At 58.1% G+C, this 25039-nt stretch carries 21 protein-coding genes and 1 tRNA gene; 7 read left to right on the forward strand and 15 right to left on the reverse strand.

The genetic code is table 11. The annotated features are described in order from the left end of the window. Positions 1–94 precede the first annotated feature (94 nt). Positions 95–2158 (reverse strand): NADPH-dependent 2,4-dienoyl-CoA reductase, encoded by a 2064-nt coding sequence (locus Q669_RS01385; protein WP_022990950.1) that lies wholly within the window; start codon positions 2156–2158, stop codon positions 95–97. 135 nt (positions 2159–2293) lie between these two features. On the opposite strand from Q669_RS01385, the gene Q669_RS01390 reads away from it, so the two are divergent. Next, positions 2294–3340 (forward strand): AraC family transcriptional regulator, encoded by a 1047-nt coding sequence (locus Q669_RS01390; protein ID WP_022990951.1) that lies wholly within the window; start codon positions 2294–2296, stop codon positions 3338–3340. A 23-nt stretch (positions 3341–3363) separates the two neighbouring features. Here the strand turns inward: Q669_RS01390 and Q669_RS01395 are convergent. Beyond that, positions 3364–3440 (reverse strand) — tRNA-Asp (locus Q669_RS01395). A 118-nt stretch (positions 3441–3558) separates the two neighbouring features. After that, positions 3559–4590 carry an AraC family transcriptional regulator gene (locus Q669_RS01400; RefSeq protein ID WP_031211009.1) on the reverse strand — a complete coding sequence of 344 codons (1032 nt, stop codon included), beginning with the start codon at positions 4588–4590 and terminating at the stop codon, positions 3559–3561. A gap of 236 nt (positions 4591–4826) precedes the next feature. Here Q669_RS01400 and Q669_RS01405 point away from each other — a divergent pair, with 236 nt between their 5' ends. After that, positions 4827–5702: a MaoC family dehydratase gene (locus Q669_RS01405; RefSeq protein WP_022990953.1), complete on the forward strand. Its 876-nt coding sequence runs from the start codon at positions 4827–4829 to the stop codon at positions 5700–5702. Between the two features lie 3 nt (positions 5703–5705). Here Q669_RS01405 and Q669_RS01410 read toward each other — a convergent pair whose 3' ends face one another. Genes Q669_RS01410 through Q669_RS01420 form a run of 3 tightly spaced genes read right to left on the reverse strand, consistent with a single transcriptional unit; the run spans position 5706 to position 10393 of the window. Further along, positions 5706–7274, reverse strand: coding sequence for a response regulator (locus Q669_RS01410; protein ID WP_022990954.1), 1569 nt, complete (start codon positions 7272–7274; stop codon positions 5706–5708). Positions 7275–7325: 51 nt separating this feature from the next. Continuing rightward, complete coding sequence (gene fixJ / locus Q669_RS01415; protein ID WP_014420970.1) at positions 7326–7946, reverse strand: response regulator FixJ; 621 nt, start codon at positions 7944–7946, stop codon at positions 7326–7328. A 38-nt stretch (positions 7947–7984) separates the two neighbouring features. Next, complete coding sequence (locus Q669_RS01420; RefSeq protein WP_022990955.1) at positions 7985–10393, reverse strand: Lon protease family protein; 2409 nt, start codon at positions 10391–10393, stop codon at positions 7985–7987. A gap of 238 nt (positions 10394–10631) precedes the next feature. Between Q669_RS01420 and Q669_RS01425 the strand changes: the two genes are divergently transcribed. After that, positions 10632–11009 (forward strand): PilZ domain-containing protein, encoded by a 378-nt coding sequence (locus tag Q669_RS01425; protein ID WP_031210250.1) that lies wholly within the window; start codon positions 10632–10634, stop codon positions 11007–11009. On the opposite strand, the gene Q669_RS01430 is transcribed toward Q669_RS01425, so the two are convergent. The 4 genes from Q669_RS01430 to Q669_RS01445 all read right to left on the reverse strand — a co-directional run bounded on the left by Q669_RS01430 (position 11010) and on the right by Q669_RS01445 (position 14343). Then, entirely contained in the window at positions 11010–11471 is a 462-nt protein-coding gene (locus Q669_RS01430) for a flavodoxin family protein (protein WP_022990956.1), read from the reverse strand. A gap of 32 nt (positions 11472–11503) precedes the next feature. Further along, positions 11504–12547: a recombinase RecA gene (gene recA / locus Q669_RS01435; RefSeq protein ID WP_011785554.1), complete on the reverse strand. Its 1044-nt coding sequence runs from the start codon at positions 12545–12547 to the stop codon at positions 11504–11506. 157 nt (positions 12548–12704) lie between these two features. Continuing rightward, a complete protein-coding gene (locus Q669_RS01440; RefSeq protein WP_014420967.1) occupies positions 12705–13205 on the reverse strand; it encodes a CinA family protein in 501 nt (166 codons plus the stop codon). Positions 13206–13242: 37 nt separating this feature from the next. After that, positions 13243–14343, reverse strand: coding sequence for an FAD-dependent oxidoreductase (locus Q669_RS01445; protein ID WP_014420966.1), 1101 nt, complete (start codon positions 14341–14343; stop codon positions 13243–13245). 73 nt (positions 14344–14416) lie between these two features. Here Q669_RS01445 and Q669_RS01450 point away from each other — a divergent pair, with 73 nt between their 5' ends. From Q669_RS01450 to fdxA, 4 genes are all read left to right on the forward strand, one after another. Continuing rightward, positions 14417–15121, forward strand: coding sequence for a TIGR04283 family arsenosugar biosynthesis glycosyltransferase (locus Q669_RS01450; protein ID WP_014420965.1), 705 nt, complete (start codon positions 14417–14419; stop codon positions 15119–15121). Further along, positions 15118–15741 (forward strand): TIGR04282 family arsenosugar biosynthesis glycosyltransferase, encoded by a 624-nt coding sequence (locus Q669_RS01455; RefSeq protein WP_022990957.1) that lies wholly within the window; start codon positions 15118–15120, stop codon positions 15739–15741. Before Q669_RS01450 ends, Q669_RS01455 begins: the two co-directional genes overlap by 4 nt. Positions 15742–15852: 111 nt before the next feature. After that, positions 15853–18477, forward strand: a complete 2625-nt coding sequence (gene mutS, locus Q669_RS01460) for a DNA mismatch repair protein MutS (RefSeq protein WP_022990958.1) — start codon at positions 15853–15855, stop codon at positions 18475–18477. 163 nt (positions 18478–18640) lie between these two features. Next, positions 18641–18964, forward strand: coding sequence for a ferredoxin FdxA (gene fdxA, locus Q669_RS01465; RefSeq protein ID WP_011785560.1), 324 nt, complete (start codon positions 18641–18643; stop codon positions 18962–18964). Positions 18965–19037: 73 nt separating this feature from the next. On the opposite strand, the gene Q669_RS01470 is transcribed toward fdxA, so the two are convergent. From Q669_RS01470 to Q669_RS01490, 5 genes are all read right to left on the reverse strand, one after another. Next, a complete protein-coding gene (locus tag Q669_RS01470) occupies positions 19038–20072 on the reverse strand; it encodes a hypothetical protein (RefSeq protein WP_011785561.1) in 1035 nt (344 codons plus the stop codon). Positions 20073–20201: 129 nt separating this feature from the next. After that, positions 20202–21152 carry a DegV family protein gene (locus Q669_RS01475; RefSeq protein ID WP_022990959.1) on the reverse strand — a complete coding sequence of 317 codons (951 nt, stop codon included), beginning with the start codon at positions 21150–21152 and terminating at the stop codon, positions 20202–20204. 117 nt (positions 21153–21269) lie between these two features. Then, positions 21270–21656, reverse strand: coding sequence for a metal-dependent hydrolase (locus tag Q669_RS01480; RefSeq protein WP_022990960.1), 387 nt, complete (start codon positions 21654–21656; stop codon positions 21270–21272). A gap of 243 nt (positions 21657–21899) precedes the next feature. Next, positions 21900–23276, reverse strand: coding sequence for a solute carrier family 23 protein (locus tag Q669_RS01485; protein ID WP_022990961.1), 1377 nt, complete (start codon positions 23274–23276; stop codon positions 21900–21902). Positions 23277–23369: 93 nt separating this feature from the next. Beyond that, positions 23370–24998, reverse strand: a complete 1629-nt coding sequence (locus Q669_RS01490) for an acyl-CoA synthetase (RefSeq protein ID WP_022990962.1) — start codon at positions 24996–24998, stop codon at positions 23370–23372. Positions 24999–25039 lie beyond the last annotated feature (41 nt).

The following is a 25039-nucleotide window of genomic DNA, read 5'->3' on the forward strand; positions in this document are numbered from 1 at the left end:
TCGCCAGCGCCCTTTGGTTCCAATTCAAACACTTTCCGACATAGTCTAGCCAGACAAGTGCCGAAGCACAGAGAAAAACTGCAACGATTTGTGATCAAATCTCCGCAGCGAGCCGGCTACCCTGGTTAATGGCCCGCTTGGCATCCAGCTCTGCCGCCACATCGGCGCCACCAATCAGGTGTACCGGAATGCCCGCTGCCTCAACACCGGCCTGCAGTTCGCGAAGCGGCTCCTGACCCGCACACACAATGATGGTATCCACCGGCAGGATCTTGTCCTCACCCTGCTCCGAGCCTTTCGGCGTAACCGTGATGTGCAGACCTTCATCGTCGATCTTGCGATAAGTCACCCCCGGCACCATCTGAACATGGCGATTCTTCAGCGAGGTTCTGTGAATCCAGCCTGTGGTCTTGCCCAGATTCTTGCCCACTTTGGAGGCCTTACGCTGCAGCAGATAGACCTCGCGAGCCGGTGCCGGCACTTCCGCCGTAACGCCCTGTATACCGCCACGATGCTCTACCGACAGGTCCACGCCCCACTCCTTCATGAAGTGTTCGGTATTCAGCGAGGGAGAATCGCCCTTGTGGACAATAAACTCGGACACATCAAAACCGATACCACCGGCACCGATCACCGCCACTCGCTGGCCCACCGGCTTGCGCTCCAACAGGGCGTCGAGGTAACCGATAACGTTCGGGCGATCAATGCCCTCGATATCCGGAGTACGGGGTTCCACACCAGTAGCCAGAACCACTTCATCGAAACCACCCGCTTTGAGTTCCTCGGCGGAAACCCGGGTATTCAGACGTACCTCGACCCCGGTCTTGTCGAGCATTTTCCGGAAATAACGCAGGGTTTCGTAGAATTCCTCCTTGCCCGGAATACGCTTGGCCACGTTGAACTGGCCACCGACTTCGCTGCCGGCATCAAACAGGGTCACCTTGTGACCACGCTCCGCGGCCACGGTGGAAAACGCCAGGCCCGCAGGGCCGGCACCGACTACCGCGATGGACTTGGGCTGCGCCGCTTTAACGTAAGCCAGCTCGGTTTCATGGCAGGCCCGCGGGTTGACCAGGCAGGAGGTCAGCTTGCCGCTGAAGGTATGATCCAGACAAGCCTGGTTACAGCCGATGCAGGTGTTGATCTCGTCGGCACGATCCTGCTCCGCCTTCAGCACCAGCTCAGCATCCGCCAGGAACGGCCGGGCCATGGAGACCATGTCGGCATCGCCGTCCGCCAGGACTTTTTCGGCGACATCCGGCATGTTAATCCGGTTGGTGGTCACAAGGGGAATGCTGACCTCGCCCTTCAGGCGCGCTGTTACCTTGGTAAATGCAGCCCGGGGCACCGAGGTGGCAATGGTCGGAACACGGGCTTCGTGCCAACCGATACCGGTGTTGATAATGGTGGCTCCGGCTTTCTCGATTTCCTTGGCCAGGTGAACCACTTCTTCCCAGGTGCTGCCGTCTTCAATCAGGTCCAGCATGGACAACCGGTAGACGATAATAAAGTTCTCACCCACCCGCTCACGGACCCGGCGCACAATCTCCAGCGGTAGACGGATACGGTTCTCGTAGCTGCCGCCCCACTGGTCGGTGCGGTGGTTGGTGTGAGCGACGATAAACTGGTTGATGAAGTAACCTTCAGAACCCATGATCTCGACACCGTCATAGCCGGCCCGCTGCGCAAGAGCGGCGCAATTCACGTAATCGTCGATCTGCTTCTGGATACCGGCTTCGTCCAGCTCCCTGGGTTTGAAAGGGTTGATGGGCGCCTGAATAGCAGAGGGTGCCACCAGCTCCGGAGAGTAGGCGTAGCGGCCAGCATGCAGAATCTGCATACAGATCTTGCCACCTTCGTCGTGAACCGCCTTGGTGATGACCTTGTGCTTGTCGGACTCTTCCTCGGTATTCATCTTGGCCGCATGCTGGAATACCGCACCTTCCGTATTCGGGCCTATACCACCAGTCACGATAAGACCAACGCCGCCACGGGCGCGCTCAGCGTAGAAAGCAGCCAGGCGCTCAAAACCGTTTTTCACTTCCTCAAGACCGGTGTGCATGGACCCCATCAGGGTACGGTTGCGTAACGTGGTAAAGCCCAGATCAAGAGGCTTCAGAAGATTCGGGTATTTGCTCTCGCCGGAAGCAGTGGTCATGAAATTCTCCTCATCTGATCAGGTATCGGGACATCCGCCCATTTGTTATGGGCATAACACTACCGACCCTGCTCTGCGCCAACAATATCCAAAAATAACATTTGATTATCCCTGAACAACATCAATAATAGGCCCATGATCAAATCCCGAACGCCGGCCCGGAATGCTCTGGGCGATATCAGCCTGCTCTATGTCTCCGTGCTACTGCGGGCCGTTGCTGCCGAAGGTGGAGATGCGGAACAGCTGAAAGCACGGTTCCATCTGAGCGCTCCGGAACAGGCGGCTGTCGATGCCCGTATCAGCATCCCCAGATTCATGCGACTGGGCCACGCCGCTATCAAAGCCACGGGGAATCCGGCGCTGGGGCTGCGCATGGGGGCGCTGTCACGCCCGGTCGACGCCGGCATGGCGGGGCTCGCCGCCGAAACCGCCGGGACAGTCGCCGGGGCACTTGAATTGCTGGTGCGATATTCACTCCTCACCAGCCATAATTCCCGCGGGGCTCCCAGCTTTCAGCGCGCAATGAAAACCGTGAGCTTCTATTCCATTCGCCCCTACAACCAATACAACTATTTTGTCGTGGATTCTGTGCTGGCCGCCTGGACCCAACTGATTCGACACATGACCGGCCGCTACGATGTACTGGAGCGTGTCCGGATTGAGTACCCATCTATTGGCCAGGACGACCTGTTCGAGAGCTGGTTCCGATGCCCTGTGGAATTCGGGGCTCCGGCAAACGATATCCGGATCAAGGACACAATCTGGGAACTGGTACCGGCGCACGCGCAGAAAGGCATGAACGAGAAACTGGTGAGTCTGTGCGAACAGGAACTGCAGCGAATCCAGCGAGGTTGGCGGATTGCCGATCGCGCCCGTCATCACATGGCGCCGCTGCTGGTGGGAGGCAAGGTGTCACTGGAAGCTCTGGCGGCCAAAATGGGCCTGACAGCCTGGACACTGCAACGACAGCTGGCCGAAGAAGGCAGTGGATTCCGGCAATTGCTGGACAATACCCGCCAACAACTGGCCTGGGATTACTTGAAGGAAACCGACAGCTCGCTGGCAGAAATTGCCTGGCTGCTCGGCTTTGCCAACCCTCCGGCATTTCACAAGGCATACCAGCGATGGCATGGCATCAGCCCGGGCGAACATCGAAAGATTCTGAGAATCAGGAAAAACTGAGAAGACTTAAGGGGAGGTAAAAATGGCGGAGCGGACGGGACTCGAACCCGCGACCCCCGGCGTGACAGGCCGGTATTCTAACCAACTGAACTACCGCTCCGCGTAGCTGCCTGAGCTGTCTTGCGACTGCTCTGTGACAACGAGGGCGAATTATAAAGAGGCCCTCGTTTATGTCAACGATTTTCCCAAACTTTTTTCAGATTTGCCTGAATCGCCACTTACATGGCATCAACCATTGCATCCTTGCCTTGGGCGGTCTTGCGGTATTCAATCGGTGTCATGCCAGACCAGCGCTTGAACGCCCGATAAAACGTACTGGGTTCTGAAAAGCCGGTCAGATAGACAATTTCATCAATGGATTCATCGGTGGTGGCCAGTAGCTGCCGTGCAAGACGGTAGCGGAAATCCGCCAATACCTGATTAAAACTGGTCTCGGCCTCGGTCAGCCGGGTTCGCAGGGTCCGGGGCTTGATCCCCAAACGCTCAGCCACGGCATCAAGCGTGACTTCGCCGCTATCGAGCAATTCCGCGATGATGCGCTCCACCTGGCCAACAATGTCCTTCTTCTCGAGCCGGGCCACCTGCTCACTGGCGAAGCGTTCATGCAGGGCCAACAGTTCGGGTTCCGCATGAGGCGATGCATGGGACAGCAATTCGGCGGGGAAATAAAGCCGGTTCTCCTCAGCACCGAACACCACGTCACAACCCAACACCTCACGAACATGGTCCTGACCCTGCTGCCGATCATGCTCGAACTCAATCCGGGATGGGTAGAAATTGCCGTCGGTAATGGATTTGAAGAAGGTAATCAGGCCTTGAACAAAACACTCATTGAAGTGTTTCAGACGGCGAACATCGTCTGAGGCGGTATCCAGAACCATGCAGGCTTCATCGCCAGCCACGAAAAAATCCGTGTTGGCGGCATCGCTGAGCAAGCGCTGATAATTCTGGGCGCGGCGCAAGCCCTCGCCAAACGTCGGACTGCTCAGGAACAGGTATTCCAGTACCTGCCCCTTGTAGGCGGGGAGCAATGGCCCAAGGTGCAAACCAACATCGGGGTCACCGGATACATCCTCCACCGCCTGCCAGAAATAGAGCTGGGCGCTGTGGGGAGTCCTTAGCTGATCCGTGTATACGTACTGCTCGTTAACGCCAAGGCGGCTGAAGATGGCGTCGGTATCAATACCTCTTCGCTTCATCGCCTCGTATATCAGGCGCAGCATCACGCCTGCATCACGTAGTTCCTGCATAGTATCCCGCTTTTTTATTTATTGGTTACTACTTTGACCTGCCGGACAGGGCCCGGAGCACGCCAGGTCAATGCCAGATCTGGCCGGGTTTGCCAGACTTTCGTCGTACATTAGAGCATATCAGGCCACATACGCACAGTTGTACCAGAAATTGGCAATGCCCAATATAAAATCACATTGCCATCAAGACATGCACATGGATGCCGGCCCCGGGGCCGACCAAGGAGAACGCTACGATGTCCGCGCCACTGGTTTATCACCACACGCCCCCCGCCCTCTTGCCTCTGTACGGTAAGGCACTGCTGCCGAAATCCGGAAAGAACCACCCCGAAGCGGTGCAGATTCCGAGGCTGGAGGCCAGTCTTCTGGGCGTTACAACGGACATTCCCGCACTCCGCGATTATATGAAAGTCTGCAATTTTCAGCCGGGAACCCGCCTGCCAGTGACCTGGCCGCATATCCTGGCGTTCCCCCTGCACCTTAAGCTGCTGACCGAACCCGCATTCCCGCTGCCGTTGCTGGGGTTGGTCCATCTGAGAAACAGCATCACCCAGCATCGCCCTCTGGCCGCAGGCGAAAATCTGGATCTCAAGGTTATCCTCGACAACCAGAAACGCACCGACCGGGGCCTGGAATTTGACCTGGTTACGGAAGCCAGAGCCTCAGGACGCCTGATCTGGGAGGAAGTCAGTACCAACCTGTTCCGGATAACCAACGGCCCCGTTAAAACCAGCCCCAAACCGAAACCGGAGCTGGAAACCTACCCATTCTCCGAAGCGATCAAGGCCCCGGAAAACCTGGGCCGGCAATACGCCAAAGTCTCGGGGGATCGAAACCCGATCCACATGCACGCCCTGAGCGCCAGAGCCTTCGGTTTTCCACGGGCCATTGCCCATGGCATGTGGAGCAAAGCAAGGGCACTGGCGCTGCTGGAGAACCAGAAGGGCTGGAAGGATGGCCCGGTGCGGGCCAGTTGCCAGTTCAAGAAACCCCTGCTACTGCCGGGAAACGCGATGCTGAACTGGCAGACAGGAAAAGATGGCTGGGATTTCCAGTTACTGAATGCGAAAGGCGATGCCCCGCACCTGACCGGGCGCATCGACTGGCTGTAGCGCTTATTCCTCCGGAGTGCAGGGCTCGCCTTCGGCTCCGGAAACAGGCAGGGTAAACCAGAAGCAGGCGCCACCATCGTCCGGTCGCTCGTATCCGATTTCACCGCCCTGAGCCTGAATCAATGAGCGGCAGGTGGCCAGCCCGATGCCCATACCCTCGTCCTTGGTGGTATGGAACGGATGAAACAGTTTCTCTTCGGCTTCCTCGGCGACCCCTATGCCATGGTCCCGTACCTGAACCCGCACGCAATGGTCGCCGCAACGGCGGGCACTCACTTCCACCGGCGTTGAGGCCCCGGCACTGCGGGTGGCTTCAAGGGCATTGCGTATCAGGTTCAGCGCCACCTGCTGCACCTGTATGGGATCGGCCAGCACATCCGGCAGAGAATCCTCTACCTGTACCTCGATACCACCTTCGTTGTTGCGCATGTCGACTTCAGCAAACTGGCGGGTATCCTCCAGCAAGCCGGGAACCGAGAGTATTTCTTTGCCAGTGGCAGGCTTTTTCATGAATCGCCGGATCCGGCGAATGATTTCGCTGGCGCGGTGGGACTGGGCCTCGACCTTGTCCAGGGTTTCCTGCAGCAAATCCAGGTCGGGTTGCTCCTTGCCCATCATACGCTTGGCCACACGGGCGTAATTGGTGATTGCCGTCAGTGGCTGATTGACTTCATGGGCAAAACCCGCCGCCATCTCGCCCATGGTACTCAAACGGGAGGTGTGAGCCAGCTGGTCGCGCTGCTCCTGAACCAGGGCCCTGGCATCCTCCAGGGCCTGCTCGTTTTCAAGCTCAGTGGTGATATCCCGGAACACCACCACCGCACCGTGGAGTTCTTCGTCATCCAGTTTTGGCGTTGAGCGATATTCCGCGGGAAAACCAGAGCCATCAGCCCGCAGCATGCGGATATCACGCTGATTCTCGGCCACACCCTGCCGACAGGTGGCCATCACCGGCAAGTTGTCTTCCGAATCCGCCGCAGTCGAGAAATGCAGCTCAAAAAAGCTCTTGCCGATCAGGTCTTCAACCGGACAGCCCATGATCATGCCCGCGGCGGGATTGGCAAATTCAATGATGCCATTCTCGTCGAGGCCGTAGATGCCCTCGCTGATGGAATTGAGAATCCGGGCCTGATCACCCTGAAGCTCGCGGTTCCGGGCCTGCAATTCACGCTCAAGGCGGATCACCTGGGCATGGGTTTTCACCCGCGCAATCACTTCCTGGGACTGAAACGGCTTGGAAATGTAGTCCGCGCCACCAAGAGAGAAACCTTTTACCTTGGCCTGCAGATCATCCAGCGCCGACAGAAACACCACCGCGCAGTCGGCCGTTTGCGGATCGGCTTTCAGGCGCTCGCACACCTCATAGCCGTCCATTTCCGGCATCATGATGTCCAGAAGGATGACTTCGGGGTGGTGCCGGTGGGCAAGGTCCAGTGCTTTTTCGCCTTCGTTGGCGATCAGCAACCGGTAGCCTTTGTCTTTCAGGGTCTCGTAGAGGACTTTCAGGTTCTGCGGGTTGTCGTCCACCAACAGAACCGTCACCTCGGAGTTCTCACTGACAGTTTCAGTCATAGAAATACGGCCGGTTAAAAACGTTCGGACATGATGACGGTGCCGGCCGTCCTAGTCGATAAGGTCCTTTACGGACAGGACCATACGTACCAGATGGGCCAGGGAATGGGTGCCCATTTTGTGCATGACGCGGGAACGGTGAATCTCCACGGTACGCTGGCTGATCTCCAGCTCAATGGCGATCACCTTGTTGGCCTGGCCGGCAATCATGCGATCCATGATCTCACGCTCACGGGGCGTCAGGCTCTTCACCCGGCGGATGATTTCCTGTTTTTCGTCCAGGGATTTACGCTGTTCCTGATCCTGCTCAAGGGCCGCCTCGATCTTCTCCAGCAGGGCCTCTTCACGGTAGGGCTTCTGGATGAAATCCACGGCGCCCTCTTTCATGGCGTCCACCGCCATCGGCACATCGCCATGGCCGGTCACAAAGATGATGGGCAGGATCGAATGCTTGTCGTTAAGCTTCTTCTGAAGCTCCATGCCATCCATCCCGGGCATACGGATATCCAGCACGATGCAGCCGGCCATCTTGTCGGAATAGTCCTTCAGAAAGGCATTGGCGCTTTCGTAGGTTTTCACCGGCTTGCTATCGGATTTCAGCAACAACTCCAGTGAATCACGAACGGCTTCATCGTCCTCTACCACGTACACAGTTTGCTGGATCTCAGTCATGGATCTGTACTCTCCTGTCCGTTTTATTATGGTGCCGGTCAGTGAATGGACGGATCTTTATGATCGTCCCGGGCGTGCTCCTGACGCTCATGCTCGCGCATTTTTTCGAGCCGTTGCTGAATAATGCCAAAAACACTCTGCTTGGGGTACCTGCCTTTCTCATCGGCTTTGCCCGCCGGCTTGCCCAGCAACAGTGTAATCGCCTCTTCCACCCGGGCAACCGGGTACACGGCAAACCGCCCTGCCCGGGCCGCCTGCACCACTTCGCTGTCCAACATCAGGTTCTGGACATTGGTGGTTGGAATGATGACACCCTGGCTGCCGGTCAGACCACCTTTAAGCTCACAGGTGGCATAGAAGCCTTCCACCTTTTCGTTCACACCACCAATCGGCTGAACCTCGCCAAACTGATTAACAGAGCCGGTAATGGCCAGATCCTGCCGCACCGGAATGCCGGACAAGGCCGAAATCAGCGCACAGAGTTCCGCCAATGAGGCACTGTCGCCATCCACCTCGCCATAGTTCTGCTCAAAGGTCAGGCTGGCAGACAGGTGCATGGGATCGTTCACGGCAAAATGAGAGGCCAGCCAGGAACTCAGAATCATCACGCCCTTGGAGTGGATATTGCCGCCCAGCTTCACATCGCGCTCAATGTCCATGACTCCGCCATCTCCATAGTAGCAGCTTGCGGTCACACGATTGGACAAACCAAACTCGAAGCCACCGGTGGACAATACCGAAAGCGCGTTTACCTGACCTACGCAGGTGCCCGTGGTGGTCACCAGAGTGGAACCGTCCCGGATGGAATCATAGAACTGATCACGGATGCGACTGCTGCGGTAACGGGCGCTCTCCAGCGCACGTTCCACATGTACCTCAGAAATCAGCTTGGCACCAGCCTGGCGGGCCCAGAAATCCGACTCTCGCAACAGGTTGGCGATGTCGGCAGCATGCAACGACAGCCTGTCCTGATGGTCGGCCATGCGGGCACTATGCTCGATAATGCGAGCCACCGCCTTGTTGGTGCAATGCAACAGTTTCTTCTCAACCACAAGGCTGGAGATGAACTTGGCGTACAGCAACTGGCTCTCTTCGGTGCGGTACATCTCGTTTTCGAAATCCGCCGTTACCCGGAACAGCTCGGCAAACTCGGAATCGTATTCCTGCAGCAGCATCCAGGTTTCCCGATCGCCGAACAACACAATCTTGACGTTCAGGGGAACCGCCTCCGGCTCGATGGAAATGGTGCCGGACAGGGTCAGCTCCCGCTCCAGGGAGTTGATCTGGATAGATTTTGATCGCAATGCGCGCTTCAGACCATCCCATACGAACGGCTGCTCCAGCACCTTGATGGCGTCCATCAGCAGATAGCCACCGTTGGCCCGGTGCAGGCTTCCGGCCCGAATCAGAGAGAAGTCGGTAAAGACCGTGCCCTTGTAGGTCACGTTTTCCACATAGCCGAACAGATTGTGATAGGTGGGATTATCTTCCACCACCACCGGTACTTCATTGGTTTTCTGATGCACCAGCACATTGATGAGGTAGCGCCGGGGCATTCTCTTGTCCAGTGCGGCCCAGGCAATGGCAGCCTGCTCCTCGTCGTCTTCCAGGAAGATATCCAGGTTATCCACCAGGTCTTTGCGAACGGCCTCCAGGTAAGTAACCACATCGGGCTGTTCACGATATTTCTCTACCAGCTCGTCAATCTGATGGCCGGAAATACCCTCCAGGGTCTCCTGGTTCAGAGCCTGCTGTTTGTCGGCATATTCCTGTTCCCAGTCCGCCATCTTCCGCAACGCCTGGCGCAGCTTCTTCTCGAGCTTGTTGATCGAGTCCTCAAACTTGTCCCGCTGCTCCTCGGTCAGAGCCTGGAAGCTTTCCGCGGTGTGAGGCTCGTCGCCATTCATGGCGACCAGGCGATAGCCACCGGGGGTGGTTACCGTCAGGCTTACCTTTTTCCGTTTGGCCTGGGCGGCCACTTTGGCCAGCTCATCTTCCTGCCTCTTGCCGTAATCATTCTTCAACTGCTCCGAGCGTTCCAGAAAACTGTCGCTGTCGAAAGTCTGGGGGATCGTCTTCACCAGCCGGGTCATCAGCTTTTCCATGTCCTGCTTCAACTGGGTACCCATACCTCCCGGCAGCTGCAACAGCTTGGGATTACGCGGTTCCTCGAAGCTGGCGACATAACACCAGTCATGGCTTTGCTGCAGCGTGTCCACATGATGCTCAAGGTAACGCAGCATCATGGTTCGCTTGCCCAGCCCATTCCGCCCCACGGCATAGACGTTGTAGCCGCCATGGGGCATGGCCAGGGCAAAGCGCACGGCCTCCTGGGCACGGTTCTGGCCCACGATTTCGGCCAGGGGCTCAAGTTGCCTTGTGGTCTTGAATGGCAGGTCTTTGAGGACGCAGGCTTTATACAGCTGATGCAGGGGCAGAGACTTCAAATTGGCTTCCCGTAACGGTCAGTTTTGTCGGATTTCAGGCCCGCCATTGTAGTGCCTGGGGCCGGGTCTGTCGCGTACCTCGTCCGGTTTTATCGAAAGGGGCCAGAGCCGACAGCAAGTGCCAACTTGGTCACAAATCCGGCCGTGGTCATTTTTCATGCAAGCCGTCGATTACTACACTTCATCTCCCGGACGGAATCCGGCCACAACAAGTACAAGACACGTGATGACTGAAAACATGACGAATAATTCCGCAGATCGCCGTATCAAGGATCGTTTTCCGGCGTCCTGCCTGAGGGTTCAACTGCGTGAGCGCGGTTTCTTCGGCCGTGGCAAACAGCCTGTGGCAGTTACCTGCCTGGACATGAACCGCTATGGTATGGCGGTTCTCTGCCCCCGGCCAGTGGATGTAGGTGTGCGACTGTTTCTTGATATCGAGGGCAAGTACATCAGTGAATCCCGGGTCGGCGCCCGGGTTATCGCCTGCCAGCCCTACCAGGCGGGATATCGGGTCAGCCTGCAGTTTGCCTATTGCCTGGATAAAAATGCCTACTCACGAACGATGGACAACGCACTGTCCCGTATTGAAGGCTTCTACAACCGCTACGCCAGTTGATCAGATCAGGCCGGCGTCAAGGCTGGCCGCCACTGTCATACCCAACTCGTAACACTGCTCTTCAAACTCGGGCCGGAATTCACCCCGGCATACCAGTGCATCCTGCACCAGCTTCCAGTGCAGCCCTGTGGTTATGGCCTCAATAGCTCGGCGGGTTCCGGTACCATCATGGCCGGCACGGATATAAAAGGCAAAAGGCAGGCCCTGGGTTTTCTCCAGGCAGGGATAGTAGCTGCGGTCGAAAAAGTCTTTCAGCGCGCCAGACATGTAGCCGAGGTTTTCCGTGGTGCCCAGGATAATGGCGTCGCATGCGAGGATGTCTTCGGGGCCAGCTTCGAGAGGCGCCTTTACCACCACCTCTACCGCTTCGATGTCCGGATTACGGGCGCCATTTTCAATGGCACTCCGTAATCCCAGGGTATTCGGAGACGGGGCATGGGCCACAATCAGCAGTCGCTTCATGTCACGCCTCCTTTTCTTTCTCTTTTTAAAATTTACAGCAGTTCGCCATTGGCTTCAGCAGGAGCCTCCGCCGTTTCTTTCTTGACCGGCTTGGGCATCAGCTTGTCACGCACCTTGGCCTCGATTTCATTGGCGATATCCAGGTTCTCTTCCAGGAACTTACAAGCGTTTGCTTTGCCCTGGCCGATCTTGTCGCCGTTATAGGCGTACCAGGCACCGGACTTGTCCACAAAGCCTTCTTTCACGCCCATATCGAGCACTTCCGCCATGTGGTAGATGCCCTTGCCGTACATGATCTGGAACTCCGCCTGCCGGAACGGAGGCGACACCTTGTTCTTGACGACTTTTACGCGGGTTTCGTTGCCCACCACCTCGTCGCCGTCTTTCACCGAACCGATACGGCGAATATCCAGACGCACAGAGGAATAGAATTTCAGGGCGTTACCACCGGTGGTGGTCTCGGGGCTACCGAACATAACACCAATCTTCATACGGATCTGGTTGATGAACACCATCAGGCAATTGGCGTGCTTCACATTACCGGTAAGCTTGCGCAGTGCCTGTGACATCAGGCGAGCCTGAAGACCCACGTGGCTGTCGCCCATCTCGCCTTCGATTTCCGCTTTCGGGGTCAGTGCCGCAACCGAATCGACTATGATCACGTCCACCGCGTTCGAGCGCACGAGCATGTCGGCAATTTCCAGCGCCTGCTCACCGGTATCCGGCTGGGAAACCAGCAGCTCATCAACGTTAACACCCAGCTTTTCCGCATAAACCGGGTCCAGTGCGTGCTCGGCATCCACAAAGGCACAGGTTTTACCCTGTTTTTGCGCTTCCGCGATAACCTGCAGAGTCAGCGTGGTTTTACCGGAGCTCTCCGGGCCGTAAATCTCAACGATCCGGCCGTAAGGAAGACCACCAATGCCCAGAGCAACATCCAGCCCAAGGGAGCCGGTGGATACGGCAGGAATCGCCTCACGGGGCTGGTCGCCCATCTTCATTACAGCACCTTTACCGAACTGGCGTTCGATCTGGCTCAACGCCGCGCCGAGTGCTTTCTTGCGGTTATCTTCCATTCTTGCAAACCCTCGTTACCAGGGCCGCTCAACCTTGTTGGCCAATGCGGCAGAATCCGGAGAAAACCTGAATAGCCATCCAGTGTTTTCCTGTATATTTGAACAGTATTAAAACATATGGCCAGAAGGAGACCAACCCCCGGAAAGGTGAAAATCCTCACAGGGTTTCGACAAATCCGGTAACTCCTTCTAATACATACAAAACCGACTGCCGGCGCACCTGATCCCGATCGCCATCGAAATGCGCTACCCGGGCTTCGGTGTTGTCAGCCCGGCTGCCCCAGGCAAACCAGACCGTACCAACCGGCTTGTCTGCACTACCCCCACCCGGCCCGGCAACACCGCTGACAGCGACAGCGATATCCACGCCTGTGGCACGTATGGCACCTGTCACCATCTGTCGCACCACCGGTTCACTGACCGCCCCGCACTGCTCCAGAGTATCAGCCTGTACGCCAAGGATGGCCTGCTTCGCGGCGTTACTGTAGGTCACCAGACCCGCCATAACATAGGCGGACGAACCCGCCCGGTCAGTCAGCACCTTGGCCACCCAGCCACCGGTGCAGCTTTCAGCGGTAGCGATGGTCATCCGCCTGCGCTCAAGCGCCGCCGCCAGCGCGTCACCAGCCTTGGCCAATTGCCCGTCGGTCACATTCATACGGTTCTCCCGTTTCCTATAATGCCCGTCGCCAGTCTCAGGCTCCGGGAAAACTGTCAACAAATCCGCGATCAATGCGGTCTTTCCACTTCCAGACCCAGGCGCCCGAAAACGTCAAGGGGCCATAACTACCAATCGCCGTGCAGTCTCCCGCCGCCAACAGGTACAACGAAAACCTGCGCGGATAGAAACGCACCAACGGTTTACCCGATATCGCAGCCGCAAGATTGCGGGCCAGTATCGGCCCGGCACGAACCGCGTGTACCCCGGAACGGTCCAGCCGTTGGTCAACCCGGCTACAGGCATCTCCGGCCACAAACACATTGTGGTGAGACGTGCTGCGATGGCTGGCGTCTACCCTGACAAAACCGGCTTCGTCTACGGCCAGGCCGCTGGCTTCCAGAAAGGGCAGAGCCCTGCCACCGGTAGATACCAGAACCGCATCGGCCCGCATTCGTCGCCCACCAGCCAACCGGACCCCATCAACCACCGGTTCGCCATACTCCTCAACAATCTCGACACCGCAGCGCATCAGCGCCCGCCGCACCAGGCGGCGAAAGCGGGGACGAAAGCCCGGCACTACACCATTGCTGCCGGCCACCAGAACAACGCCCGCCTGGTCGCAGTCCGCTGATCGCCGGGCCAGGGCCATAGCGATCTCCGCACCTCCAGCGCCTCCACCAAGAACAACAATGCGCGGGCGCGCTCTGGCGCGCAGGGATCTTTCGGTTGCCGGCCAGTCTTCAGCAAATCGTTCGACGGGCTTAACACCGAGGATCATGCTGTCCGGCTCGTTCAGCACGGCACTGTCACTGGCCGATCCAACATCGACAGAGAGCAGATCGTAGGGCACCCGTTCACCACTTGCCAACACGACCTCCTGCTCGGCTGCCCGCAATTCAACAGCCCGATCGAGCACCAGCCTGCCACCGGCGGCGATCACCGTGGGCTCGACCAGGACACGACACTGATCGAAGCGATAGTGCCCGGCCAGCCAGCCCGGGATCATCCCGGAGTAGTACTGCCACCGGGACGGTGACACCACCACCAGCTCAGTTTCCGGCAACGGCTCGCGCGCGAACTGACGCAACGCCACCATGTGAGCGTGGCCGGCACCCAGCAAAACCAGTCGTTTCATAACCTCATCTCCCGCCTGCCATGCTCACCACCCCGAGCTCTGATATGCTCCTCTCAGGAGGCCACCAAAATCCATGTTGCGACACCCAATACGCGAAGAAGATCCCCGGATGGCGATCATCGTCCCCGTTCTCAACGAGATCGACGGTATCGAATCACTGCTGAGCCACCTGGAAATCTGGCGTCAGCGGGGCGCCGAAATCATTGTGGTGGATGGCGGCAGCGACGACAAATCGGACAGTCTCATTGAAGCGAGGGGGTTTCCCCTGATTCGCTCTGCCCGCGGACGCGCAACCCAGATGAATGCTGGAGCACGCAGCAGCCAATCGCCTTTCCTGATATTCCTGCACTCGGACACCCGGTTGCCGGAGCATGCGGACACGCAAGTAATGACTCACCTGGCACGCTCAGAAACCAGCTGGGGCCGTTTTGATGTTCGTATCGACGGCCGCTCCCGCCTGTTGCCGATCGTTGGCGCCATGATGAACCTGCGCTCAAGACTGACCGGCATCGCCACGGGCGATCAGGCCCTGTTTATGACTCGAACCCTGTTCGAGCAGGTCGGAGGCTTTCCGGAACAACCACTGATGGAAGATGTGGAAATCTGCAAACGCCTGAAACACATCACGCCCCCGGTGTGTCTGAGTGACAGAGTGGTCACCTCCGGCCGGCGCTGGGACCAGCGCGGCGGCTGGCGGACGATCTTTTTAATGTGGCAGTTGCGCTGGGCCTATTGGCGCGGCGTTCCCGCAGACCAACTGGCAGCCCGTTACCGATGAACCAGACACGTATTATTGTTATCGCCAAAGAACCCCGGCCCGGAAAGGTAAAAACCCGCCTGATCCCGGCGTTGGGCGAGGCCGGTGCCGCCCGGCTGGCAGACCGCATGCTGCGGCACACTCTGGCGCAGGCCCTCGACGCCAATATCGGCCCGGTGGAGCTCTGTGTCAGCCCGGATCCTGCGGCAGAATACTGGCAACAGTTGGACCTTGGGGACCGAGCCATCCTGTCTTCCCAGGCTGAAGGTGACCTGGGCCATCGCATGGCGGAAGCCGCCAGACATGCCCTGACAGCCGGCTTACCGGTGATCCTGATCGGAACGGACTGCCCGGATCTTGACGCCAACCGACTCAGGAAAATGGCCGGCGACCTCCTGAACCACGATGCCTGCCTTTGTCCGGTCGCCGACGGCGGCTATGCCCTGCTGGGGCTCCGGCGTTTCAGCCCGGCCCTCTTCACGGATATACCCTGGAGTACCGAACAGGTGGCCGCCATCACCCGACAGCGTCTGGCGGCCCTGGGGTGGCGGCTGGCAGAGAGCGAAACCCTGAACGACGTCGACGAACCGGCTGACCTGCAAAGGCTGGCGACAGACTATCCCGGACTGATGATGCCCTGAGTGACTGACCGGCTGCCGACACCTCCGGACCGTGGTACCATCGCGGGTTTTGGTATCCCGAACGGCGTGCCACCACCCTTGCCGATGTTTACCCGGAAGAATTGAGGAACTATGACGGACCTGTCCAAGCACACCCCGATGATGCAGCAGTACCTGAAAATCAAGGGAGAACACCCGAACGAGATGGTGTTCTACCGCATGGGGGACTTCTACGAGCTGTTTTACGACGACGCTAAAAAAGCCGCAGAGTTGCTGGACATTACCCTGACCGCACGTGGCCAGTCCGGAGGTAATCCGATTCCCATGGCAGGGGTACCCTTCCATTCGGCCGAAGGCTACATTGCCCGCATGGTTCGCGCGGGCCAGTCCATCGCTATCTGCGAGCAGATTGGAGATCCTGCCACCAGCAAGGGCCCGGTGGAACGCAAGGTCGTGCGCATTGTCACTCCCGGCACACTGAGTGACGAGGCGTTTCTGGAAGACCGCCGCGATAACCTGCTGGCAGCCATCTACCATCACAAAGAGCAGTTCGGTTTTGCCTCACTGGATATTTCCAGCGGCCGGTTCGCGGTGTCGGAACTGGAGAGCCTTGAAGCCCTGCAGGGTGAGCTTCAGCGCCTGCGACCCGCTGAAATCCTGATCAGCGAGGATTTTCCCTATACCGACATCCTTGAGGGTTTCACCGGCGTACGCCGCCAGGGCCCCTGGCTGTTTGAATCGGACACCGCCCTCCGGGTGATCACCCAGCAGTTGCAGGTACGCGATCTCACCGGCTTTGGCTGCGAAGACCTGACCCTGGCCGTTTGCGCTGCCGGCTGCCTGCTGCAATACGCCAAGGAGACCCAGCGCACAGCACTGCCACATATCCGAAAACTGACCCGCGAACGCCGGGAAGACGCCGTGATACTGGATGCCGCCAGCCGCCGGAACCTGGAAATCGACACCAACCTGATGGGTGGCCAACAACACACCCTGGCCTGGGTGATGGACCGCACCGCCACCGCCATGGGAGCCCGGGAGCTCAGACGCTGGCTGAACCGTCCACTTCGGGATGTTGAGCGCGTGCACCAGCGCCAGCAGGCAGTATCTGCGCTGCTGGACGGTTTCCACTATGAGCCGGTGCACGATCTGCTGAAACGGGTGGGTGATATCGAACGGATTCTGGCCCGGGTTGCCCTGCGTTCTGCCCGCCCCAGGGACCTTGCGCGCCTGCGCGACGCTTTTCATGCCCTGCCAGAACTGCAGGAGGCACTGAAACCGGTCAACTCACACCATGTCGTGAAGCTGGCCACCGTCATCGGTGAATACCCGGAACTGGCCGACCTTCTGGAACGCGCCATCATCGACAACCCGCCCGTGGTGATTCGTGATGGCGGTGTGATTGCCGAAGGCTTCGACGAAGAATTGGATGAACTCCGCAACATCAGTGAAAACGCCGGCCAGTACCTGCTGGATGTGGAAACCCGGGAGCGTGAACGCACCGGCATTTCCACCCTGAAAGTGGGCTACAACCGGGTGCATGGTTACTACATCGAAATCAGCCGGGCGCAGTCTGACCAGGCACCCGTGGACTATATCCGCCGCCAGACCCTGAAAAACGCCGAACGCTTCATCACCCCGGAACTGAAAGAGTTTGAGGACAAGGCACTGAGCGCCAAAAGCCGTGCCCTGGCCCGGGAAAAAGGCCTGTACGACGACGTCCTGGAAACCGTGGCCGAACAGCTGGCCCCGCTGCAGGACGCCGCCCAGGCCCTGGCCGAACTCGACGTGCTGAGCAACTTCGCCGAACGAGCCACTTCCCTGCGCTTCACCGCACCGGAATTTACCGACCAGCCAGGATTTGATGTGGAGGAAGGTCGGCACCCGGTGGTGGAGCAGCTGCTCGACGAGCCGTTTGTGCCCAACAACCTGTTGATGGATACCAGACGCCGCATGCTGGTGATCACCGGCCCGAACATGGGCGGTAAGTCCACCTACATGCGCCAGGCCGCCCTGATTGCCCTGCTGGCCTACACCGGTAGCTTCGTGCCTGCCAACCGCGCCGTGCTTGGCCCGGTGGACAGGATATTCACTCGCATGGGCTCCTCGGATGACATAGCGGGTGGCCGCTCCACCTTCATGGTGGAAATGACTGAAACCGCCAATATCCTGCACAATGCCACCGAACACAGCCTGGTGTTGATGGATGAAGTGGGCCGCGGCACCAGCACCTTCGATGGCCTTTCGCTGGCCTGGGCCACGGCCGAGCACCTGGCAAAGAACATCCGGTGTTACACCCTGTTCGCCACCCACTACTTCGAGCTGACCCAGTTGGCCGATGACCTCGAACATGCGGTTAACGTGCACCTGACCGCCACCGAGCACGACGACTCCATCGTGTTTCTGCACAATGTGCACGATGGCCCGGCAAGCCAGAGTTACGGGCTGCAGGTGGCAAAACTGGCCGGTGTACCCCAGGATGTGATCCGCAACGCCAAAACCCAGCTGGCGCATCTGGAAGGTCTGGAAGCAGGCAGCAACCCGTCACCGGCGCCCGTGAGCGTTAATGAGCCGAAACCGGCTACGCCATCTGCTACAAAGACCGCCAGTGTGGACGCAGTGTACCAGGGCGACATGTTTGCCATGGCCGAGCCGAGCGTGGTGGAACAGGCTCTGGAGAAGCTCGATCTGGACGGCATTACCCCAAGAGACGCCCTGAACCAGCTTTATGAACTCAAGGAGTTACTGGCAAAATAACAGCATTCTGCGCCAAACTTGATCTGGGTAATAACGATATAGCAGGCCAACGCTTGCGGCAGTGTGGGGGGCTCCCTACAATATCGCTCCAAATTATAAACGGGGCCGGGTAACTGACAGGCTCCTGATGAGACTGAATCTTCTACGAACCAGGGATCTGACTATGGCGTTTATCGTTACTGATAACTGCATCAAGTGTAAATACACCGACTGCGTGGAAGTCTGCCCCGTGGACTGCTTCTACGAAGGCCCCAACTTTCTGGTGATCGACCCGGACGAGTGCATTGACTGCGCCCTGTGCGAGCCAGAGTGCCCGGCCGAGGCCATCTTCTCGGAAGACGAGCTACCGGCAGGCCAGGAAGCCTTTGTTGAAATCAACGCAGAGCTGGCCGGCAAGTGGCCCAACATCACTGAAAAGAAAGACCCGCTGCCAGATGCCGAAGAGTGGGACGGTAAGCCCGACAAACTCAAGTACCTGGAGCGCTGAGACCAGGCCGCGCGCAAACAAAAAGGCCGGAGGCATCACCTCCGGCCTTTTTTGTGTTTGGCCCTGATGCGTTTCAGCCAGCGGCCGCCAGCAGCTTTTTCGTCGCCGCCGAACGATAGAACGGTTCCAGCCTGCGCCGCAACAACGCCTCCAGGTAGCCCTCCTGCCGGAGCAGATCCACCAGCGGCAAGCCCACCGCTTCAAGTTCCGTGACGATCACTTCCCGCGTGACGCCGATATCCGCGAGCAGGTTCATCACTGGTTGGTTACCATAACGGGCATACAATCCCTCCACTACTGCCTGAACACAGCCCTCAAAATACGGTGTCTGGCGGAAATGCAGCCAGAAGTCATAGCCCAGCACCACAAATTCCTGCAGCTGAACATCACCCAGTCCGTCCTGCAGATCCTCGATGGTTCGGTCTTCGAGAGACACCCAGGCCGCCATGACTGTGTCACGCAGTTCGTCATCACTCAAAGCCTTGTGCAGGAACTGCTCACTTCGGGCAATCAGGCTCGGCAGGCTGTCCGAAAGCCAGGCCTTGATGCGGCGTTCAAAGGTCTCATCCAGTCCCGGCACGGCCTTGTTAGCCATTTTCTTGCCGAATTTCATCATCGAGCCCACCCCGGGTACTGAGCGGGTAATCAGATTATCCTCGTAGAGGTAGTTCACCAGGCCGTGATAGACCACATTCGACACCAGCTCCTGATAAACCGGGTGCGCCATAATCTCACTGATCACCCGTTCCCGCTGGTGGCGCAACTCCAGGGCTTCCTCAACAAACGCACTGGCCTGCTCCCGGGACAGAATATCGCCCAGCCTGGTCTGGCTCTGAACCGGGGCCTTCAACACTTCGGTTGCCAGGTCCGCTGCCAGCTCCGGAATGCCGGCATCCAGCTCCATGCTCACCACCACCCGCCGGATCAGGCCCATAATCTGCTCGGCACTAACCACACGCTCCAGGGTCACGCTATTGGCATACTCCAGCAGTTCGTCCACTTCCTGATGCAGGAACTTTTTCAGTTTGGCGCCTTTCAGGGCATTCAGCTCGTGCCGAACGTGGGCTTCAAGTAATTGGTCCGCCAGGGTTGAGGTGGTCTCGGTCATAAGCCTGTTTTCCTTTGCCAGGTTTTCTTGTCTGGCAAAGAGGCTAACACGTTCCGGGGTAAGGCGGGTTTGCCCGAACTACACCTTCAGGCGTGATACAGGGCCAGTCTGGCGACCGGCCCGTTCGATTTACTGAAAATCACTGAACTCGTGAGGCTCGGCGGCCAACGCCAGGCAGATACTGCCCGGTCCCACATAAATGGCACTGGTAATGCCCATCTGGGACAACAACAGCTCAACGCCGTTCTGCTCGCAGGCGTCGCGAAGCCGATTCAGGCCCGGCAGATCCTCGATTTCGGTCCAGCTCAGGCCACAGGAAAGGCTGACGTACGGCGTCAGCAAACCCGCTTCCACCCGGGCGACCGCGTAATTCATCACCTTCTCTACAGCCATGTCGAAGTTACGGGTCTTGGCAACCGGCTTGCCTTCTGCGCCCTGCCCGAAAATCACCGGGATGATGTTCAGCGCCTTACCCAGGAAGGCAGCCACCGCAGAGACGCTCTTGTCTCCGCGGCGCCGGGCACGTTCACGGATGTAATGCAGATCCCGGGGGATAACGCAGGTGTAGATTTTGTCGGTAAAGGTTTCCACCTCATGGCGAAGCGCATTCTTGGTTACGTTCTGGCCAATCAGCTTCAGCGTGTGAGCCGCCAGCAGCCCCTGGCCGGCAAAGATCTGTTTACTGTCGATCACCCGCATGGAAAACTTGCCGTCCCGGCCCGCGGCTCTGCGCGCTTCTTCATAATGCGCCATCACCGAGTTCATGGCTTCAGATGCATTCTGGTAAATCAGGCTCCGGCTGCGGGTAACGGTTTCGCAGATAGCCACATCAAATTCAGTGACAATCTTTTCCATGAACAGATCGTGAATCTGCTCGGCGCTGAACGCCTCCGTCTCGGCTTCATGCCCTTTATCGAGCAGGCCACTCTGGTAGAACTCTTGCGTGCGGACAGGATCGTGGTTATCGATGTAGGTCTGGCCATCAATAATGGCCGTGACGGGCAGCACAAACAGGTCGTGTTTGCGGGCGAATTCATAGGGTAGATCACAGGCGCTATCAACGATCAGACCAACTCGCATGCTGAATGTCTCCGGGTTCGGGCGCGTCCTCTGGCGGGTACGCCCTTTCTTATGATTATTTTGCAGCGCCCCAGTGTTACACAGGCTGATGAAAATTTCAGCAACCCGGGAACCGGATCAGGCTTCCAGTTCCCTCAGATTGGCTTCCAGCAAACCACGATTGTCCATGTGTTTGCGGAACCGTTCGTCCAGGGCATCAATATCGTAGCCCCGGGCTTTCAGAGCTTCGTTGTATTCCTTGTGCTCGCGGCTATGCAGGGCCTCCTGGCCGATAAAGCCCTTGATCTCCTCCTTCAGCTTGGGATCGGTAATCTGATCCCGGTAGAGCCGGACTGCGTTGATAAACTGTTGCTCGCCATCCGGAAACTGCAGGGACAAGGCATTGAAAAAGGCCGTTCGGAAGGCATCGTTGCCGTGCCAGAGCGTTCTCAGTTCGGCACGTACATCGAACCGCAAGCGCCGGGGTTTGACCGTGACACCATGGGGGGTGGAGCTGATCGTCATGGCAGCCTCCTGTGGTCTGTTTGTTGTTATCGGGAGTTTGACTGCGGATAGTTTTTAATCAATTTAAAATCAGTTTACCCCCAGGTAACAACAAACCGGAAGGCATACCTCAAGAAAAAAAGACGCTTTGTCACAATATGACAACTTGTCAGAAATCCGAACAGAAACAAAAAAGGGAGGCGCTCAGGCCTCCCAAGGACACACAGTGGGTAGATGCCGCCGCCGAACACGGCGGTATCAGGTTCAGTGCTCTTTAACCGGCTCCACGCCCGGTGCTTCCGGGTCGGGGGTAAAGCCGAGAATATGAGTGCGCTCGATCAGGAAGTACAACACCGCACCGGTGGCCAGGCCCCAGCCTGCACCATAGACTGCCAGTACCACACCCATGGTGCCGGCAATACCCCGCTCGGTGTTGTTCTCCAGCTGCTCCAGGCCCACCATCAGACAGATGTAGCCGGTCAGCAGCAGGGTCAGCGACAGCGCAATTGGCAATACCGGCTGGAAGAAGCTCACCAGTGGCAGTACAAACAGTGCGATAAAGCCTGTAATCCAGAAGGTGCCGCCACCGCTGTAGATGGAATCCATGGCGTTACGACCGTACTTGTAGCGCTCGGCCATGGTGGCAGTTACCGCCGTCCAGATCGGACCGGCAAGGCCGGGGTATGGCGCGAAGAACGCGTGTCCGCCGTTCCGGATGGCCGTGACCAGGTGCACGCGGTCCACGCTGTTGTCGATGTCTTCGTCTTTGCGCAGGTGGTCGACACGGTTCATCAGGGACTGACCAACCACGATGTCACCGAAGGCAATGACGTAGGCAATGACTGCGGTCGGAATCGCATACAGGAATACATTCAGATCCGGGAAACCAACGCTAAACGGCAGGTAGTTCCACAACTGGTCAAACGCTGGCTTGGTGATCCCCCACTCAACATTCGGCACATCGTATTCGCCGGTGGCAAAGCCCACCAGAATGGCCACCACCATGCCCGGCACCATGCCGTAGTTGGCAATCTTGCGGGCCAGCACGTTCTTGTCGACAAAGCCTTTGAATGAAACGGAGAACATCAGATACAGACACACCAGGCCACCCACGATCAGGGAGATCGGCGTGTTGGCCAGGCGGCCGCCGGCCTCGATTTCACCCATCAATGCCGCAATACCGGCACCGATAATGATGCCGCCCTTCATGGAGCGCGGGATCCAGTTAACCAGTTTACTGCCCAGCCGGGTCACACCCAGAATCAGGAAGATCAGGAACACCAGGAACTGCAATGCAAACAGCGCCTGGATGGCCTCAGGGCCGGGTTCATAATCCGAAAGGAACAGCAGCACCACCGGAATACCCGGGGTAATCCAGCCGGGTACCAGAGGCACCCCCAGCAAGGCTGGCAGCATAAAACCGATACCGCAGATCACCACGTAGGCCAGGGCCACGTCGTAGGGAACACCGAGATATTTTTCCAGCAGCGGGATCATGGCCAGGCTGACCACAAACATGATCAACGCCTGCACCATCTCCGCAAATTCCCAGCGGTAATGCACAAACGGAAGACGAACTTTGAAGGGACCAGCAGGCCAGTACGGCTGCTCTTCACCATTTTTTCTGTGGAACATTTGCATAAAGAAACCTCCAGACACCGTGTTTCAGGCGCCAGCCAGTGTTGTTTTTGTGGAGAGGTATGGCTGCGCCGGCAGGCGCAGCCGTTAAAGGATTCAGTTCAGGTCTTTGGCCTGGTCCCTCAGTACGAACTTCTGGATCTTGCCGGTTGAGGTTTTCGGCAGCTCCGTGAAGACCACGGTCTTGGGCACCTTGAAGCGGGCCAGGTGCTCGCGGCAGAAGTTTATGATGTCGTCTTCAGACACATCCCCGGCTTCCGGCTTCAGGGTGATGAAGGCACAGGGGGTTTCGCCCCACTTCTCATCAGGCCGGGCAACCACCGCCGCTTCCAGTACGGCCGGATGACGATAGAGGGTATCTTCCACCTCGATGGTGGAGATGTTCTCGCCACCGGAGATGATGATGTCCTTCAGGCGATCCTTGATTTCCATGTAGCCGTCTTCGTGCCACACCGCCAGGTCGCCAGTGTGGAACCAGCCACCACGGAACGCCTCTTCCGTGGCGGTCGGGTTTTTCAGGTACCCCTTCATCACGGTGTTACCACGCAGGAAGATCTCACCGATGGTTTTGCCGTCCTTGGGGACTGGCTGCATGGTGTTGGGATCAGCCACCATGGTGCCGCCCAGCGTGTGGTAACGCACACCCTGGCGGGCTTTGATCTTGGCGCGATCATGCAGAGGCAGCTCGTCCCACTCGGATTTCCAGGCACACACAGTGACCGGTCCATAGACTTCGGTCAGGCCATACACGTGAGTAACCTTGATGCCCATTTCTTCGATGGAGCCAATCACCTGGGCAGGGGGCGCAGCGCCGGCAGTCATGGACTTCACTTCGTGGTCGATGCCCGCCTTGGCTTCCGGTGAGGCATTCAGCAAGGCATTGAGGACGATCGGGGCACCACACATGTGGGTAACCTGATGGTCACGAATCAGCTGCAGAATCTTCTCCGGGTCTACCCGGCGCAGGCACACGTGGGTACCGGCCATGGCAGTAATGGTCCAGGGGAAACACCAGCCATTGCAGTGAAACATCGGCAGCGTCCACAGGTACACCGGGTGCATGTCCATGGACCACACCGTCTGGTTGCCCAGCGCGTTGATGTAGGCACCGCGGTGGTGGTACACCACGCCTTTGGGATTACCGGTAGTGCCGGAGGTGTAGTTCAGGGAAATGGCATCCCACTCATTTTCCGGGAAACTCCACTGGAACTGCGGGTCCCCTTCCTGCAGGAAGGCCTCGTAATCCAGGTCGCTGACCTGAACGCCCTCACCATATTCCGGGTCATCCACGTCAATCACCAGCGGCTTGTGCTCCAGATGGCGCACCGCATCCTTGATCACCTGACCGAACTCCCGGTCAGCAATCACCACCTTGGCTTCGCCATGCTCCAGCATGAAGGCGATGGCTTCGGCATCCAGGCGAACGTTCAGGGTATTGAGCACGGCACCGATCATAGGGATGCCGAAATGGCACTCCACCATGGCCGGAATGTTCGGCAGCATCACGGCAACGGTGTCGCCCCGGCCGATTCCACGGCCTTTCAGGGCAGATGCCAGGCGCAGACAGCGGTCGTAGGTTTCAGCCCAGGTGCGGCGGATAGCACCATGAATGATGGCCGGGTAATCCGGATACACACTGGCCGTGCGCTCGATAAAATCTATGGGGGATTGAACAGCGTAGTTCGCGTCCCGGGGCTCTAGGCCCTGGTCAAAGATCGACGTCATTGGCGTGGTCCTCTAACTCGGATGTTGTTCTTATGGCGTAT

This window comes from Marinobacter sp. C1S70 (assembly GCF_000475355.1).
Taxonomy (GTDB): Bacteria; Pseudomonadota; Gammaproteobacteria; order Pseudomonadales; family Oleiphilaceae; genus Marinobacter; species Marinobacter nauticus.

Bases quoted from the DNA above. Each gene is read 5' to 3' on its own strand.
- Q669_RS01470 (WP_011785561.1), bottom strand. From the start codon at position 20,072: ATGACCGAGACCACCTCAACCCTGGCGGACCAATTACTTGAAGCCCAC.
- Q669_RS01385 (WP_022990950.1), bottom strand. From the start codon at position 2,158: ATGACCACTGCTTCCGGCGAGAGCAAATACCCGAATCTTCTGAAGCCT.
- Q669_RS01400 (WP_031211009.1), bottom strand. From the start codon at position 4,590: ATGCAGGAACTACGTGATGCAGGCGTGATGCTGCGCCTGATATACGAG.
- Q669_RS01445 (WP_014420966.1), bottom strand. From the start codon at position 14,343: ATGAAACGACTGGTTTTGCTGGGTGCCGGCCACGCTCACATGGTGGCG.
- Q669_RS01405 (WP_022990953.1), top strand. From the start codon at position 4,827: ATGTCCGCGCCACTGGTTTATCACCACACGCCCCCCGCCCTCTTGCCT.
- Q669_RS01390 (WP_022990951.1), top strand. From the start codon at position 2,294: ATGATCAAATCCCGAACGCCGGCCCGGAATGCTCTGGGCGATATCAGC.
- Q669_RS01430 (WP_022990956.1), bottom strand. From the start codon at position 11,471: ATGAAGCGACTGCTGATTGTGGCCCATGCCCCGTCTCCGAATACCCTG.
- Q669_RS01490 (WP_022990962.1), bottom strand. From the start codon at position 24,998: ATGACGTCGATCTTTGACCAGGGCCTAGAGCCCCGGGACGCGAACTAC.
- recA (WP_011785554.1), bottom strand. From the start codon at position 12,547: ATGGAAGATAACCGCAAGAAAGCACTCGGCGCGGCGTTGAGCCAGATC.
- Q669_RS01485 (WP_022990961.1), bottom strand. From the start codon at position 23,276: ATGCAAATGTTCCACAGAAAAAATGGTGAAGAGCAGCCGTACTGGCCT.
- Q669_RS01450 (WP_014420965.1), top strand. From the start codon at position 14,417: ATGTTGCGACACCCAATACGCGAAGAAGATCCCCGGATGGCGATCATC.
- Q669_RS01410 (WP_022990954.1), bottom strand. From the start codon at position 7,274: ATGACTGAAACTGTCAGTGAGAACTCCGAGGTGACGGTTCTGTTGGTG.
- Q669_RS01425 (WP_031210250.1), top strand. From the start codon at position 10,632: ATGACGAATAATTCCGCAGATCGCCGTATCAAGGATCGTTTTCCGGCG.
- Q669_RS01475 (WP_022990959.1), bottom strand. From the start codon at position 21,152: ATGCGAGTTGGTCTGATCGTTGATAGCGCCTGTGATCTACCCTATGAA.
- fixJ (WP_014420970.1), bottom strand. From the start codon at position 7,946: ATGACTGAGATCCAGCAAACTGTGTACGTGGTAGAGGACGATGAAGCC.
- Q669_RS01480 (WP_022990960.1), bottom strand. From the start codon at position 21,656: ATGACGATCAGCTCCACCCCCCATGGTGTCACGGTCAAACCCCGGCGC.
- mutS (WP_022990958.1), top strand. From the start codon at position 15,853: ATGACGGACCTGTCCAAGCACACCCCGATGATGCAGCAGTACCTGAAA.
- Q669_RS01440 (WP_014420967.1), bottom strand. From the start codon at position 13,205: ATGAATGTGACCGACGGGCAATTGGCCAAGGCTGGTGACGCGCTGGCG.
- Q669_RS01455 (WP_022990957.1), top strand. From the start codon at position 15,118: ATGAACCAGACACGTATTATTGTTATCGCCAAAGAACCCCGGCCCGGA.
- fdxA (WP_011785560.1), top strand. From the start codon at position 18,641: ATGGCGTTTATCGTTACTGATAACTGCATCAAGTGTAAATACACCGAC.